Here is a 13,807-nt window from a genome sequence, read left to right on the forward strand (position 1 = left end):
GTGCGACTGCACGTGCGCGGGCGCGGGTTGCCCGACGGAGAACTCGTGGAGTGGTGGGTTGTCGACGGCATGCTCAGCGCTGAACCGGTAGCCGACGCCGAGACGGTGTTCGGTGCCGACGGGGCCGGCGGATGGATCCTTCCCGGCCTGGTCGACGCGCACTGCCATGTCGGACTCGGGCCGCACGGCGCGATCGAGATGGACGAGGCGGTCGCACAGGCGGAAACCGAGCGGGGCACCGGCGCACTGCTGTTGCGCGACGCGGGATCACCCACCGACACCCGGGGTTTCGACGACCGCGCCGAATTGCCGCGCATCATCCGCGCCGGCCGCCACATCGCGCGCCCGAAGCGTTACCAGCGGGGCTTCGCAGTCGAACTCACCGACGAGTGGCAGCTGCCGGATGCGGTGGCGCAGCAGGCGCGGTGGGGTGACGGTTGGGTCAAGCTGGTCGGCGACTGGATCGACCGTGATCTCGGGGACCTCGCACCGCTGTGGTCCGATGACGTGCTCGAAGCCGCGATCGATGCCGCGCACGCCAACGGCGCCAGGGTGACGGCACACGTGTTCAGCGAGGACGCGTTGCCGGGGCTGATCAGGGCCGGTATCGACTGCATCGAGCACGGCACCGGGCTGACCGACGACACCGTCGACCTCATGGTCGAGCACGGCACCGCGCTGGTGCCGACCCTGATCAACATCGAGAACTTCCCCGACATCGCCGCCGCCGCCAGCCGATATCCCCGCTACGAACAGCACATGCGGGCACTGCACGCCACGTGCGGGGCCAGGATCGGTGCGGCTCGGGAGGCGGGCGTACCGATCTACGCGGGCACCGACGCGGGCAGCGCCGTCGCCCACGGCCGAATCGGTGAGGAGGTCGAGGCGCTCAAGGGCATCGGCATGACCCCGACCGAGGCCCTGGGCGCGGCCTGCTGGGATGCCCGGCAGTGGTTGGGCCGTCCGGCCCTCGAGCATGGGGCGTCGGCCGACTTCGTCTGCTACACCGACGATCCACGAGGTGGCGCGGCCGTCCTGGCCGATCCGACGCTGGTGGTTCTGCGCGGCATCGCCTACTAGCGGCCCGTGGCGCCGCGTTGCCCACGAGAGTGAAGCCAGTGTCGTGATCGGGGCCGCGACCGCAGCCCGGAATGCTCTTTCACGGAGAGCCCGCTGCCGCCTAGGGGTTCTGGGCGAAACCCCAGTCCAGCAGTCTGATCGCCTGCCCGTACAGGTCCCCGGTGCCGTACATCTGGACGACGACGAGGCGGCGATTCCCGCGTTGCGCGGCACCGAGATAGGTCTTGCGGGCCAGATTGGTGTATCCGGTCTTACCGCCGAGGTTTCCGGGATAGCGGGCCAGCAGTTCGTTCTGGTTGGTGAGCGTCTTGCCGGGGAACTGTGCCGTCGGCGACCGCATGATGTGGGCGATCAGCGGATACTTCAGCGCCGCACGCATGATGACCGCGAGATCGTGTGGCGTGGTGACCGATTCCCAGCCGGGTCCATCCAGACCCGACGGTGACGACGCCCTGGTGCTGCGCGCCCCGACGAGGGCGGCCTTGCGGTTCATCGCGGCCAACGCGACGGGTTTCCCGCCGAGCATGTCGGCGAGCATGTTGGCCGCATCGTTGCCCGACACCATCAGGATCGCTTCCACCAGTTGACGGGTGGTGTACGCCTGGCCCGGTTTCAGCCCCACACAGGAACATTCGACTTCGGTGTGCGATGCGTTCGCTCTCGCGAAGTTGTCCGGTCGAAGGTGATCGAGCACCGTCATGGCGAGCAGCACCTTGATGGTGCTGGCCGGGGCGTAGGTGGCGTACGGGTCGCGGCTGGCGAGCACCTGACCGGTGTCCAGGTCGGCCAGTAGCCAGGCCTTGGCGGGTCCGTCCGGGATCGCCTGTGCAGCAGCAGGTTCGAGGGCGGGTTGGCCCATCGCACGGGGTGCGTCGGTCATCGTGGCCGCAGGCAGCACCACGCTGAGGGCGAGCGCCAGCCCCGCGAAACTTCGTCGCACAAGTGGCGACGCTATCCACGCAAGGACTCGACAAGCGCGCGATCAGGTCTCCATCGGGTATCGACAGGCGCGCCCAGGTTTAGAGCCGGCTCACACCCGCGTTGGGTCCGAGCGCAAAACCCCAGTCGAGAAGGCTGGCCGCCTGATCCCAGTACGTGGGGGCGCCCTCCTTGACGAGGCCGTACATCAGCACCACGACCAGACGCTTGCCGTTGCGTTGAGCGCCGCCGACGAAGGTCTTGCGGGCCAGGTCGGTGTAGCCGGTCTTGCCGCCGAAGGTGCCGGGATAGCGGTGGAGCAGTTCGTCCTGGTTGACCAGGATCCTGTCGCCGGTCTCGGTGGGGAATACCGCGGTGGGCATCGCGGTGATCTGGGCGAAGACCGGGTTGGCCATCGCGGCCCGGAAGATGACGGCCAGATCGCGCGGCGAGGACCACATGTCGATCCCGGGTCCGTCGATTCCCGACGGCGAACCCGCGTTCGTCCCGTAGGCACCCACCAGAGCGGCCTTGCTGTTCATCTTCATCAGCGCGACGTCGCGCCCGCCGAGCATGGTGGCCAACGTGTTGGCGGCGTCGTTGCCGGATACCAGCAGCAGCGCTTCCAGCAGCTGTCGGGTGGTGTAGGTGAAACCCGGTGTGACGCCGGCGCAGTTGCACTCGACCTTGGTGTCCGCCTCGTTGGCGACGATCGTGGCGTCCAGCGGAAGCTCGTCGAGGACGGTCATGGCGAGCAGCACCTTGATGGTGCTGGCGGGGGCGTACTGGCCGAACTCGTCGCGGGCGGCGAGCACCGCGCCGGTGTCCATGTCGGCGACGAGCCAGGCCTGGGCAGGCCCTTCCGGGATGGGCACCGAGCCTGCCGGCTGGCTGATTCCGGACACGGGTACCGCCGACGCAGTCGGCGCGGCGACCCCCGCGACCAGCAGCAGGGCGACGCCCAGGCACGTGAGAAGCCTCGTCATGACCGCTGAGTGTATGCCCGAGCCGGAGCCCGTGGCCGATCGTGTTCAATCAATCCATGTTGAGCCTCGAGGAGATCTCTGACCGGCTGGAGATCCAGCAGCTGCTTTTTGACTACTCCACCGCGATCGACCAGCGGCGGTTCGACGACCTCGACGCGGTGTTCACCCCCGACGCCTACATCGACTACCGGGTCGCCGGTGGCATCGCCGGTCACTTCCCCGAGATCAAGGCCTGGCTCCAAGAGGTGCTGCCGAACTTCCCGGCGTACTACCACATGCTCGGCAACGTGGATGTGCGCGTCACCGGCGACACCGCGACCTCGCGGGCGATCTGCTTCAACCCGATGGTGATGGGTGGGGAGCAAGAGCAGATCTATTTTGTCGGGATCTGGTACGTCGACGAGTTCATCCGGACCGCGCAGGGGTGGCGGATGAGCAAGCGCGTCGAAGAGAAGTGCTTCGACAAGCTGCTGTAGCTCAGCGAACCAGTCTGCGGGCGATCGTGCCGGTCACCCTCTTGATCCGGTCGGAGATGTAAAGCGAGATCACCATGTTGAAGACGTCCTCCCGCAACCGGGTGAGCGTCGATTCGGCGATGAGCCATCGACCGTCGACCTTCGTGTAGGTCTCCGTGTAGTGGCCATAGCCGCGCAGGTTCACCCCGGGTGCCAGACGTACGACGTCTTCCAGCGCCCACACCGCCTGCGCGGTCGTCGGCGAGGTCACGTCGATCTCCGGTGCGTGCACCTGGTGCATCGTGGCACGGTCGCCGAGGCTCTTGCGGGTGAACGCGACGAAGGGATCGGCGCCGACGATCACCTTGCCGCCTGCCTCGGAGGTGTCGCTGCGGAAATCGTCGGTGAACAGGCTTCGCCACGACGCCCAGTCCTTGGTGTCCAGGTGTCGGCAGTACCGGGCCTTCAACTGTTTGATCGACTCGATCTCCAGCAGGGTCGCTGCGTCGTTCATCGGGGGAGGGTGACACCGTCGATGAGATTTGTAAAGTGTCGAGGATGGGGGTCGCACCGGGATTTCGTCTTACGGTGCTGGTTCTGGCACAATGAGCGGCTGTCTGCCCTGGGACTGAGACCCCGGCGCGGTCACACACGTAAGGCAAAACCGGACCGGGCAGCCCGCCCGCGTCGCTTGAATTGCACACGTGGCAATCACAGGAGAGTTCGCACCACCATGGCTGTCAAGATCAAGCTCGCCCGCTTCGGCAAGATCCGCAATCCCCAGTACCGCATTTCCGTCGCCGACGCGCGCAACCGTCGCGACGGCCGCGCCATCGAGGTGATCGGCCGGTACCACCCGAAGGAAGACCCCAGCGTCATCGAGATCAACTCGGAGCGCGCCCAGTACTGGCTCAGCGTCGGCGCTCAGCCCACCGAGCCGGTGCTGCAGTTGCTGAAGATCACCGGCGACTGGCAGAAGTTCAAGGGGCTGCCCGGCGCAGAGGGCACGCTGAAGGTCAAGGAACCCAAGACCAGCAAGCTGGACCTGTTCAACGCCGCGCTGGCGGAGGCCGACGGCGCGCCGTCCGGCGAGGCCACCCAGCCCAAGAAGAAGAAGGCGCCCGCCAAGAAGGCCGAGCAGGCCGACGACAAGGCTGAGCCTGCCGCCGAGAAGACCGACGACAAGGCTGAGACCGAGACCGTCGCGGCGGCCGAGAGCGCCGACGCGCCCAGCGAGAGCTGAGAACGGCTGTGAGTTCAGTCGTCGTCGACGCGGTCGAACATCTGGTTCGCGGGATCGTCGACAACCCCGATGACGTCCGCGTCGACATGGTGACCAACCGTCGCGGGCGCACAGTCGAGGTGCACGTCCATCCCGAGGACCTCGGCAAGGTCATCGGTCGTGGCGGACGCACGGCGACCGCGTTGCGCACCCTGGTGGCCGGTATCGGCGGGCGGGGCATCCGCGTCGACGTGGTGGACACCGACCAGTAGGCATACGTCCATGGAGTTGGTCGTCGGGCGCGTGGCGAAGGCGCACGGCGTCACCGGTGAGGTTGTCGTCGACGTCCGCACCGACGATCCCGACAGCCGGTTCGGACGGGGTAAGACGTTGCGGGGCCGTGCTTCTCGCGGCGGCGCGGAGCGCGATTACACCATCGAGTCGGTCCGTGAACATTCCGGGCGGCTGCTGCTGCGGCTGGCCGGAGTCGTCGGCCGCGATGCGGCCGACGCCCTGAGGGGCACGCTTTTCCTGGTCGACGCCGACGATCTGCCACCGATCACCGAGCCCGACGAGTTCTACGACCATCAGCTCGAAGGGCTGCGGGTCCGGACGGTGGGCGGTGCCGATATCGGCACCGTCGCCGAGGTGTTGCACACCGCCGCCGGTGAGCTTCTCAGCGTCAAATCCGTTGAGGGCCCCGAGATCCTGGTCCCGTTCGTGAGTGCGATCGTGACCACGGTGTCGCTCGCCGACGGCATCGTCGAGATCGATCCGCCCGACGGTTTGCTCAATCTTGCCGACCTCGAGTGAGGCGCGCGGTGCGTATCGATGTGGTGAGCATCTTTCCCGCGTATCTCGAACCACTGCGACAGTCGTTGCCGGGCAGGGCCATCGAGGCCGGGGTGGTCGAACTCGAGGTGCACGATCTGCGTGCGTGGACCCACGACGTGCATCGGTCCGTCGACGACTCGCCCTACGGTGGCGGGCCGGGGATGGTGATGAAGGCGCCGGTGTGGGGTGCGGCGCTCGACGAGATCTGTTCGGAGGAAACGCTTCTGGTGATCCCGTCGCCGGCGGGCCGACTGTTCACCCAAGCCGATGCGGAGCGCTGGAGCAACGAACACCATCTCGTTTTCGCCTGCGGCCGCTACGAGGGCATCGACCAGCGCGTTGCGCAGGACGCTGCGCGCCGCATGCGGGTCGAGGAAGTATCGATCGGGGACTATGTGCTGCCCGGCGGTGAGTCGGCGGCGCTGGTGATGATCGAGGCGGTGGTCCGCCTGATGCCCGATGTGCTCGGCAATCCGCAATCCCACCGCGACGATTCACATTCCGATCTGGTGGGGGGTCTGTTGGAAGGGCCCAGTTACACCAGGCCGGCCAGTTGGCGAGGGCTCGACGTGCCGGAGGTACTGCTCTCGGGCAATCACGCCCGGATCACCGCGTGGCGCCACGAACAGAGTCTCGAGCGCACCCGCGACCGCCGACCGGACCTGCTCGACTAGATCCGGCGACCTCGTCCGCCGCGGGCTATTGACGGTGGTGCAGAAAGACTTGTCTTCCAAAGCCGTTGTTATGCAGTTGTTGTTCGGCTACTTTTGACCCGGAGCAGGTTGACGATCAGCGGCATTTTTGTAACGTCCGCGGAGTGTTGTGCCTGGAGGGAAGGGTTGGCCGTGGAATCCGACTGGTTGAAGGCCGCTGCGATGACTGTGGGCCGTTGTACAGCGGTGCTCGGCGTCGGTGCGGTGGTCACGTACTGCGGTGCCGGCGTCGCGTCCGCGAGCGAGGACCGGGCGGCCACATCCAGCGACGCGGGCGCGTCGGCGAAAACGGATCGCACCGACGACACGCCGAAACGTCGTGACGCCGAGGGTTCCGCCGGTACGCCGGATGGGTCCGCAGCGGCGACACCGACCACGACGCCGGGGGACCACGAGACCGACCAGACCGACGAGTTCGACGAGGCCGACGAGGCCGACGAGGCCGACGAACTCGACGATGCCGACGAGGCCGACGTTGAAATTGCGGACGACGCCGAGGACGAGGCCGACGTTGACGAAGAGGACGCCGCCGACGACGAGACGGTCGATTCGGCGGACACCGTCGTCACCCCGATCAGCGATGTCGAGGTTGTCGTTGGCGGGGACGACGACACTGCGCCGCAGGTCCCCGTCAGCGCGCCCGCGCTGCTGACGGTGGTGGGGTCGGCACGCCGGGACGCCGAGACGGACGCACCCGGGAAGCCTGCTCTCGAGACCTCAGCTCCGGTGGGTGCGCAAACAGCCGACATCGGTGTGGCACCGGCCCAGGATCCCGACAGTTGGCAGCAGCTCTACACCGGTAAGCCGTCGTTCGTGCACGACGTCGTGGTGGCGGCGCTGAAGGTCATCCAGTTCGTGTTGAAGCCGTTCGGCGGCCTGCTGAGGTTCACCAGCCTCAAGATCCCTGTCTTCACCGACGGAATCCCACCGTTCTATCCGTGGAACGTCAGAGTCGAGCGCACCGAGTTCGACGAGATGCCGGTGTGGTCGCTCACCCCCAAGGACGGCAGCGACGACGTCGTCATTGCGCTGCACGGCGGGTCCTACGAGGGCCAGGTCAACATCTTCCAATGGTGGGGATACACCGACATGGCGCGCGACACCGGCGCAACGGTCGTCGTCCCGTTGTACACGTTGGCTCCCAAGGGAACCGCCGCGACGGAAGTTCCGCGTACCGCCGATTTCATCGAGCACATGATCGCGTTGCACGGGGCGGACAACGTCAGCGTCCTGGGCGACTCGGCGGGCGGCGGTCTGGCGCTGGCGTCGGTTCAGGAACTGGTGCGCCGCAACGCCGCCATTCCGAACCGGCTGGTGTTGCTCGCTCCGTGGCTCGACGTGTCGATGAGCGACCCGCGCAGCGCCCAGATCGACGACCCCCTGCTCGACATTCCCAATCTCGCCCGGGCGGGCCGCGATTGGGCGGGCGAACTCGATGTATCGGATCCCGTGGCGAGTCCGCTCTTCGGCTCTCTTGCGGGATTACCGCCGACCTACGTCTACAGCTCGTCGCGGGACCTGCTCACCGTCGACACCCTCAGGCTCCGGGACCGGGTGCTGGTCGAGAACATTCCCGACATGACGTTCCGCCTCCGTCGCGGGCTCATTCACGACTACCCGATCTTCCCTTTCCTCCCCGATGCCGTGGCTGAGCGGGACAACATCTATCGCGATCTGCTCGGGCTTCAGCCCGTGTCGACAGATCCGGCGGATCTTGGCGTGGCGGCGTGCCGCGCGGTGGCGAGTGAGGGGGAAGCGCGGCACTGCGGCATGGCGGCTAGCGCACCGGAACATCCCGACCTCGTGCCGGACCTGAAGATTAGATCCGGCCGCCGGGGAACATGGTCTTGACGGCGTCGGTGATGGTCTGCCGGGCGGTGTCGTCGTTGGTGGCCTGCATGGATCCGATGACCATTACGAAGCGCCTCTCGGGGCCGACGACACCGGTGGACAGGTGCATCCAGTCCGAGCCGATACAGCACATCCAGCCCTGCTTGACGGCGACCGGTTCGGCGAACAGGCCCTCGGGGATGCCGAACCGCTGCGGATAGATGCCGCCGGGCACCATTCCGTCGGGCGCCGTCGGTGTCGACCCCGCCAGGTCGGACAGGATGATGCCCGCTTGCTCGGGCGGCAGTCCGCCGGTTCCCGCCAACAGCATGTCGTAGTAACGCACCAGGTCGGTCGCCGTGCTGATGGTGTTGAACCAGCGGCCGTTGCTCGGCGGACGGGTGGAACCCAGCCCGTACCGGGCGACCACCCGGTTGATGATGGCGCTGCCACCGCTGCGGTTCCAGAAGACCTCGGCGGCACTGTCGTCCGAGGACCGCAGCATGACGTCGAGCGATCGACGGTCTTCCGGACTCAGCGTCGTCTCGCCCCTGGACACCTGTAGCAGCAGGTCGTCGGCGATGAACAGCTTGACCACCGACGCGATGGCGATCGTCATGTTGTTGCCGTTCGTCACCAGTTGACCGGTGTTGCGGTCGAGCACCGCCGCGGTGATGTCGGCGCCCGCCTCAGCGGCCTGCGCAGTCGCCTGCCGTTCCCGGTCCGCCAGGCCGGCGAAGCCGGCGGCGGGCTCGTCGGGGGATACCTCGGGAAGCGGAGCCATGGTCCCCAGCGGTGCGACGACCGTGCGCGGGGGATCCGGCGGAGCAGGTGGTGAACCATGCACCTGGGCCTCGCATCCGGCCACGACAAGGGCACCGGCAGCGATCGCTGCGGTGGCCTTGACCAGCCTCAACGGACGCCGTTGCATCGGTGATCCTCCATGGGTTCTGTTTCCCGGGCCGGATGACGAACCCGCCTCGTCGCTGCGGTATACCCGTTTTTCCAGGGTAGCCTCGTGAAACCGACCGTGCCGTGCGCGCCGGGGTGGCCTTGCCCACGGTCGGCCCGGCGGCACTGGATTTCGGGGAACCGGCCTCCGTCTGGCACAATTGGGCAGTTGTCTGTGCACGGGCGGAAACGCCGCACGACTCACCCAAGACGTCCGAATCACCCATCGGCTCGGCACGCGTCATCGTGACGCACGCCGGCAGCCGCGAACAGCAAGGAAGTGTCACCGATGAACACGCTGGATTTCATCGACCAGACGTCGATGCGCGACGACGTCCCGGCCTTCGGCGCCGGCGACACCGTCAACGTCCATGTGAAGGTCATCGAGGGCTCCAAGGAGCGCATTCAGGTCTTCAAGGGCGTCGTTCTGCGGCGCCAGGGCGGCGGGGTCCGCGAGACCTTCACCGTCCGCAAGGAGAGCTACGGTGTGGGCGTCGAGCGCACCTTCCCCGTGCATTCGCCCAACATCGACCACATCGACATCGTCACCCGCGGTGATGTCCGTCGCGCGAAGCTGTACTACCTGCGCGAGCTGCGTGGCAAGAAGGCGAAGATCAAGGAAAAGCGCTGACCTCCCAGGTCGCTCCGGGTTCACTGGCGCGCTCGTTACGCTGATCCCGTGACCGGACCCGCAGAAGGCCCAGACCCGGACGATTCGCCGGCCGAGCGCGCCGCAGTCGACACCTCGGAGTCCGACGCCGAGCAGGAACCAGACAAGAAGAAGCGCGGCGCCGTTCGCGAAGCGGCGATTCTGATCACCGTCGCGATGGTTCTGTACTACGTGATGCTGACGTTCATCGCCCGGCCGTATCTGATTCCGTCCGAGTCGATGGAACCCACCCTGCACGGGTGTCCCGGATGTGTCGGGGACCGCATCATGGTGGACAAGCTGTCCTACCGGTTCACCTCGCCGGAACCCGGCGACGTGGTCGTCTTCAAGGGTCCGCCCAACTGGAGCATCGGCTACCAGTCGATCCGGTCGGACAACCCGGCCATCAGGGCGGTGCAGAACGCGCTGTCTTTTGTCGGGTTCGTCCCGCCCGACCAGAACGACCTGGTGAAGCGGATCATCGCGGTGGGCGGGCAGACCGTCGAGTGCCGGGCGGACACCGGGCTCACCGTCGACGGAAAAGAGCTCAACGAGCCGTACCTCGACCCGGACACGATGATGGCCGACCCTGCGGTGTACCCGTGCCTGGGCAACGAATTCGGGCCCGTCACCGTGCCGGAGGACAGGATCTGGGTGATGGGCGACAACCGCACCCACTCGGCGGACTCCCGCAGCCACTGCAGCAACCGGCCCGAGGACGCCCAGAACGGGTTGCTCTGTACCGGCGATCCCGTCGCGGGGACCATTCCGGTGGAGAATGTCATCGGTAAAGCCCGTTTCATCGCCTGGCCGCCGTCGCGGTGGGGTGGCGTGAACACCACGGACCCGCAGAGCTGACCGGAGGCCGTGACACGTGCGTGCGTGGCCGCCGAGAGTGGTGATCCGTAAATCGTCCGGCCTCCGCACGCTGGAATCCGCGCTCTACCGTGCCGGACTGGGTCCCGTCGCCGGTGTCGACGAGGTGGGCCGCGGCGCGTGCGCCGGGCCGCTGGTGGTGGCAGCGTGTGTGCTCGGACCGAACCGGTTGGAGAGTCTGGCCGCGCTCGACGATTCCAAAAGGCTCAACGAGACCGAACGGGAGCGACTGTTCCCGTTGATTCGTCGCTATGCGCTGGCCTACAACGTGGTCTTCATCCCGTCGGTCGAGGTCGATCGCCGGGGAGTGCACGTCGCGAACATCGAGGGGATGCGGCGGGCCGTGGCAGGCCTGCCCGTTCGGCCCGGTTATGTGCTGTCCGACGGATTCCGGGTGCCGGGGCTGCCGACGCCGTCGCTACCGGTGGTGGGTGGCGACGCGGCGGCGGCCTGTATCGCCGCGGCGAGTGTGCTGGCCAAGGTCAGCCGCGACCGGCTGATGGTGGCAATGGAGAGCGACCATCCCGGCTACGGGTTCGCCGAGCACAAGGGCTACAGCACCCGCGCTCACAGCGCGGCGCTGAACAGGCTCGGCCCGTCCGAGCAACACCGGTACTCGTTCATCAACGTGCGGCGGTTGGTCACCGCCGGCGTCGAGGGGGAACCCGGGGAGCATGCAGAACTCACGTGCGGGAAGATTGGGCCACCGAGCCCTATGGACTCCGATCTACATGAAGGACAGCTGAGCCGATGAGTGCCGAAGATCTCGAGAAGTACGAAACCGAGATGGAGCTCTCGCTCTACCGCGAATACAAGGACATCGTCGGGCAGTTCAGCTACGTCGTGGAGACGGAGCGCCGGTTCTACCTGGCCAACAGCGTCGAGATGGTGCCGCGCAACACCGACGGCGAGGTCTACTTCGAGCTTCGCCTGGGTGACGCCTGGGTGTGGGACATGTACCGGCCGGCTCGTTTCGTCAAGCAGGTCCGGGTGATCACCTTCAAGGACGTCAACATCGAAGAGGTCGAGAAGCCCGAACTGCGGCTGCCCGAGTAGCGCCGCGGAATCCTCATCGATCTGAACGGCATCCGGAAACCATCCTCCGTGCTCACTCGGCGTGGCTAGGCTCGCACACGTAGCGGAACCGAGAGGGGAACCGTTATGTCGCCGATTCAGCCTCGGATCTTGTGAACGATGCTGACGGGAGAGCTGCCGATGCAGCCACCGTCGCTGATGATGTTGCGCTGCACCATCTCGACATTGCGGTCGCCGGGGACGGCCTCACGCCGGTCTTCCAGCCGATCGTCTCGCTGCCGGACGGCGCCGTCATAGGGTTCGAGGCGCTCGCCCGATGGCGCCATCTCGGCGATGTCGCGCCCGAGGTGGTCTTCGCTCACGCAGCCGGAACAGGTCGCGAGGGCTCGTTGGAGCGGATGTGTATCGACACCGCAATCGAGGCGGCCCTGGCTGCTGAGTTACCCACGGGCACCGCGCTGTTCATCAATTGTGAGACCACCACACCGCATGTCGGCCGGGCCGAGAGTTCGTCACTGGCTCGTGCCGCGGAACGCTATCAGTTGGTTTTTGAACTCACCGAACGCAGCTTACTCAACGATCCGCCCCGCCTGCTGTCGAAAGTCGCAGCGCTTCGGTCCGACGGATTCGCCATCGCTCTGGATGACGTGGGTGCGGATCCCGCTCCACTGGCTCTGCTCGACGTGGTCGCCCCCGACGTCATCAAGCTCGATCTTGCGGTCGTGCAATCTCAATCGCGCTACGACCGCGCGCGTACCTGGGCCGCTGTTCTGGCCCAGCACGAGCGGGCCGGCGCGGTCGTGCTGGCCGAAGGCATCGAAGAGGACGCGCATGTGCACCGGGCGATCGCACTCGGCGCAACGCTGGGCCAAGGCTTCAAGTACGGTCACCCGGGGCCGGTGTCTGTCGGTCGGCAGATCGCCGCGGGGTGGATGCCCCCCTCGCGGCCGGATTGTCCGTGCCGGGACATCGCATCACCGTTCGACGCCCTGGCCGCACGTGTGCCGATCCGTCAGGAACGCAAGGACACGGTGCTCGCGCTGTCGCGCTACCTCGAGCAACAAGCCGTCGACGCCATGAACCCACCGATCGTGCTGGCCTCGGTGCAACGGGCGGAGTTCTTCAGAGGTAGGACCCGACGCTGCTATGAGCGTCTCGCCGCCGCTGCCCCGCTGGTGGCGGTGTTCGGCGAAGACGTCCCGGAACATCCGGGGACACGCGTGCGCGGCGCATGCATCAGCGCCGACGACTCGTTGAGCACCCAGTGGATCGTGCTGATGCTGGGTGCCAGTGACGCCGCCGCACTCGTCGCTCGGGAAGTCACCGACGGCATCGGCACCGTGGCGGACCGCGATCGCCGCTTCGACGTGATGCTCACCCATGATCGGGACCTGGTGACTGCTGCAGCCTGCATGCTCCTCAGCCGCATGACCTGATCGACGGCGTGTCGAACCCGGTGCTGACAGACTGAGAAGGTGACTTCCACCCCGCAGTCCTGGCTCACCGACATGGACGGCGTGCTCGTCCGCGAGGAACACGCGCTCCCCGGCGCCGCGGAGTTCCTGCAGCGGTTGACCGAGCTCGAGCGTCCTTTTCTGGTGTTGACCAACAACTCGATCTTCACCCCCCGAGACCTGGCGGCCCGCCTCGTCCGTGCCGGGCTGGTCGTTCCGGAAGCGTCGATCTGGACCTCTGCCCTCGCGACGGCGACGTTTCTTTCCGACCAACTGCCCGGCGGATCTGCCTACGTCATCGGCGAGGCCGGTCTGACCACGGCGCTGCACGAGGTCGGTTACACGCTCACCGACGTCGCGCCGGACTTCGTGGTGCTCGGCGAGACCCGCACCTACTCGTTCGAGGCGATCACCAAAGCGATCCGCCTGATTCTCGGTGGCGCGCGGTTCATCGCGACGAATCCCGACGTCACCGGCCCGTCGGCGGAAGGCCCGTTGCCGGCGACCGGTTCGGTGGCGGCGATGATCACCAAGGCCACCGGCCGCGACCCGTACTTCGTCGGCAAGCCGAACCCGATGATGTTCCGTAGTGCGATGAACCGGATCGAGGCGCATTCGGAGAGCACCGTGATGGTCGGTGACCGGATGGACACCGACATCGTCGCCGGGATCGAGGCGGGTCTGGAAACCATCCTGGTACTGACGGGGTCTACCGACCTCGACGAGATCGAGAAGTATCCGTTCCGTCCCAGCCGGGTTCTGCAGTCCATCAACGACGCGATCGAGTTGATCTGAGCGCTCTTG

General features: G+C 66.7%; 17 protein-coding genes. 13 read left to right on the forward strand and 4 right to left on the reverse strand.

What is annotated here, in order from left to right; all coding sequences use genetic code 11:
• The gene (locus ABDC78_RS10660; RefSeq protein WP_178362191.1) at window positions 1-1,080 is read left to right on the forward strand and encodes an amidohydrolase family protein; all 1,080 of its coding nucleotides are present in this window, start codon (window positions 1-3) and stop codon (window positions 1,078-1,080) included.
• Window positions 1,081-1,180: 100 nt separating this feature from the next.
• On the opposite strand, the gene ABDC78_RS10665 is transcribed toward ABDC78_RS10660, so the two are convergent.
• A complete protein-coding gene (locus tag ABDC78_RS10665) occupies window positions 1,181-2,020 on the reverse strand; it encodes a serine hydrolase (protein ID WP_178362192.1) in 840 nt (279 codons plus the stop codon).
• Window positions 2,021-2,099: 79 nt separating this feature from the next.
• The gene (locus ABDC78_RS10670; RefSeq protein WP_178362193.1) at window positions 2,100-2,984 is read right to left on the reverse strand and encodes a serine hydrolase; all 885 of its coding nucleotides are present in this window, start codon (window positions 2,982-2,984) and stop codon (window positions 2,100-2,102) included.
• A 56-nt stretch (window positions 2,985-3,040) separates the two neighbouring features.
• Here ABDC78_RS10670 and ABDC78_RS10675 point away from each other — a divergent pair, with 56 nt between their 5' ends.
• Window positions 3,041-3,460 carry a nuclear transport factor 2 family protein gene (locus tag ABDC78_RS10675; protein ID WP_178362194.1) on the forward strand — a complete coding sequence of 140 codons (420 nt, stop codon included), beginning with the start codon at window positions 3,041-3,043 and terminating at the stop codon, window positions 3,458-3,460.
• A 1-nt stretch (window position 3,461) separates the two neighbouring features.
• On the opposite strand, the gene ABDC78_RS10680 is transcribed toward ABDC78_RS10675, so the two are convergent.
• Window positions 3,462-3,953, reverse strand: coding sequence for a nuclear transport factor 2 family protein (locus ABDC78_RS10680; protein ID WP_178362195.1), 492 nt, complete (start codon window positions 3,951-3,953; stop codon window positions 3,462-3,464).
• A 219-nt stretch (window positions 3,954-4,172) separates the two neighbouring features.
• Between ABDC78_RS10680 and rpsP the strand changes: the two genes are divergently transcribed.
• From rpsP to ABDC78_RS10705, 5 genes are all read left to right on the forward strand, one after another.
• Complete coding sequence (gene rpsP / locus ABDC78_RS10685) at window positions 4,173-4,682, forward strand: 30S ribosomal protein S16 (protein ID WP_178362196.1); 510 nt, start codon at window positions 4,173-4,175, stop codon at window positions 4,680-4,682.
• 8 nt (window positions 4,683-4,690) lie between these two features.
• A complete protein-coding gene (locus ABDC78_RS10690) occupies window positions 4,691-4,933 on the forward strand; it encodes an RNA-binding protein (protein ID WP_005148848.1) in 243 nt (80 codons plus the stop codon).
• Between the two features lie 10 nt (window positions 4,934-4,943).
• A complete protein-coding gene (gene rimM, locus ABDC78_RS10695) occupies window positions 4,944-5,474 on the forward strand; it encodes a ribosome maturation factor RimM (protein ID WP_178362197.1) in 531 nt (176 codons plus the stop codon).
• An 8-nt stretch (window positions 5,475-5,482) separates the two neighbouring features.
• Window positions 5,483-6,169, forward strand: coding sequence for a tRNA (guanosine(37)-N1)-methyltransferase TrmD (gene trmD / locus ABDC78_RS10700; RefSeq protein WP_178362198.1), 687 nt, complete (start codon window positions 5,483-5,485; stop codon window positions 6,167-6,169).
• A 171-nt stretch (window positions 6,170-6,340) separates the two neighbouring features.
• Complete coding sequence (locus ABDC78_RS10705) at window positions 6,341-8,059, forward strand: alpha/beta hydrolase (RefSeq protein ID WP_347133432.1); 1,719 nt, start codon at window positions 6,341-6,343, stop codon at window positions 8,057-8,059.
• Here the strand turns inward: ABDC78_RS10705 and ABDC78_RS10710 are convergent.
• Window positions 8,028-8,969 carry a hypothetical protein gene (locus ABDC78_RS10710; RefSeq protein ID WP_178362199.1) on the reverse strand — a complete coding sequence of 314 codons (942 nt, stop codon included), beginning with the start codon at window positions 8,967-8,969 and terminating at the stop codon, window positions 8,028-8,030. The two genes, ABDC78_RS10705 and ABDC78_RS10710, sit on opposite strands and share 32 nt — an antisense overlap.
• Window positions 8,970-9,278: 309 nt before the next feature.
• On the opposite strand from ABDC78_RS10710, the gene rplS reads away from it, so the two are divergent.
• From rplS to ABDC78_RS10740, 6 genes are all read left to right on the forward strand, one after another.
• Window positions 9,279-9,620, forward strand: coding sequence for a 50S ribosomal protein L19 (gene rplS, locus ABDC78_RS10715; protein WP_178362200.1), 342 nt, complete (start codon window positions 9,279-9,281; stop codon window positions 9,618-9,620).
• A 48-nt stretch (window positions 9,621-9,668) separates the two neighbouring features.
• Entirely contained in the window at window positions 9,669-10,496 is an 828-nt protein-coding gene (gene lepB, locus ABDC78_RS10720) for a signal peptidase I (protein WP_178362201.1), read from the forward strand.
• Between the two features lie 16 nt (window positions 10,497-10,512).
• Window positions 10,513-11,268 carry a ribonuclease HII gene (locus tag ABDC78_RS10725; RefSeq protein ID WP_178362202.1) on the forward strand — a complete coding sequence of 252 codons (756 nt, stop codon included), beginning with the start codon at window positions 10,513-10,515 and terminating at the stop codon, window positions 11,266-11,268.
• Entirely contained in the window at window positions 11,265-11,570 is a 306-nt protein-coding gene (locus tag ABDC78_RS10730; protein WP_178362203.1) for a DUF2469 domain-containing protein, read from the forward strand. The genes ABDC78_RS10725 and ABDC78_RS10730 overlap by 4 nt, the downstream gene beginning before the upstream one ends.
• 131 nt (window positions 11,571-11,701) lie before the next feature.
• Entirely contained in the window at window positions 11,702-12,985 is a 1,284-nt protein-coding gene (locus ABDC78_RS10735) for an EAL domain-containing protein (protein ID WP_178362204.1), read from the forward strand.
• 72 nt (window positions 12,986-13,057) lie between these two features.
• A complete protein-coding gene (locus ABDC78_RS10740; RefSeq protein WP_178362385.1) occupies window positions 13,058-13,798 on the forward strand; it encodes an HAD-IIA family hydrolase in 741 nt (246 codons plus the stop codon).
• Window positions 13,799-13,807: the final 9 nt, after the last annotated feature.

Source organism: Mycobacterium sp. DL (assembly GCF_039729195.1).
Lineage (GTDB): Bacteria > Actinomycetota > Actinomycetes > Mycobacteriales > Mycobacteriaceae > Mycobacterium > Mycobacterium hippocampi_A.

Excerpts from the sequence above, each read along its gene's own strand:
- ABDC78_RS10740 (WP_178362385.1), top strand. The coding sequence starts at position 13,058 with ATGGACGGCGTGCTCGTCCGCGAGGAACACGCGCTCCCCGGCGCCGCG.
- ABDC78_RS10680 (WP_178362195.1), bottom strand. The coding sequence starts at position 3,953 with ATGAACGACGCAGCGACCCTGCTGGAGATCGAGTCGATCAAACAGTTG.
- rpsP (WP_178362196.1), top strand. The coding sequence starts at position 4,173 with ATGGCTGTCAAGATCAAGCTCGCCCGCTTCGGCAAGATCCGCAATCCC.
- ABDC78_RS10710 (WP_178362199.1), bottom strand. The coding sequence starts at position 8,969 with ATGCAACGGCGTCCGTTGAGGCTGGTCAAGGCCACCGCAGCGATCGCT.
- ABDC78_RS10670 (WP_178362193.1), bottom strand. The coding sequence starts at position 2,984 with ATGACGAGGCTTCTCACGTGCCTGGGCGTCGCCCTGCTGCTGGTCGCG.
- ABDC78_RS10730 (WP_178362203.1), top strand. The coding sequence starts at position 11,265 with ATGAGTGCCGAAGATCTCGAGAAGTACGAAACCGAGATGGAGCTCTCG.
- ABDC78_RS10675 (WP_178362194.1), top strand. The coding sequence starts at position 3,041 with ATGTTGAGCCTCGAGGAGATCTCTGACCGGCTGGAGATCCAGCAGCTG.
- rplS (WP_178362200.1), top strand. The coding sequence starts at position 9,279 with ATGAACACGCTGGATTTCATCGACCAGACGTCGATGCGCGACGACGTC.
- rimM (WP_178362197.1), top strand. The coding sequence starts at position 4,944 with ATGGAGTTGGTCGTCGGGCGCGTGGCGAAGGCGCACGGCGTCACCGGT.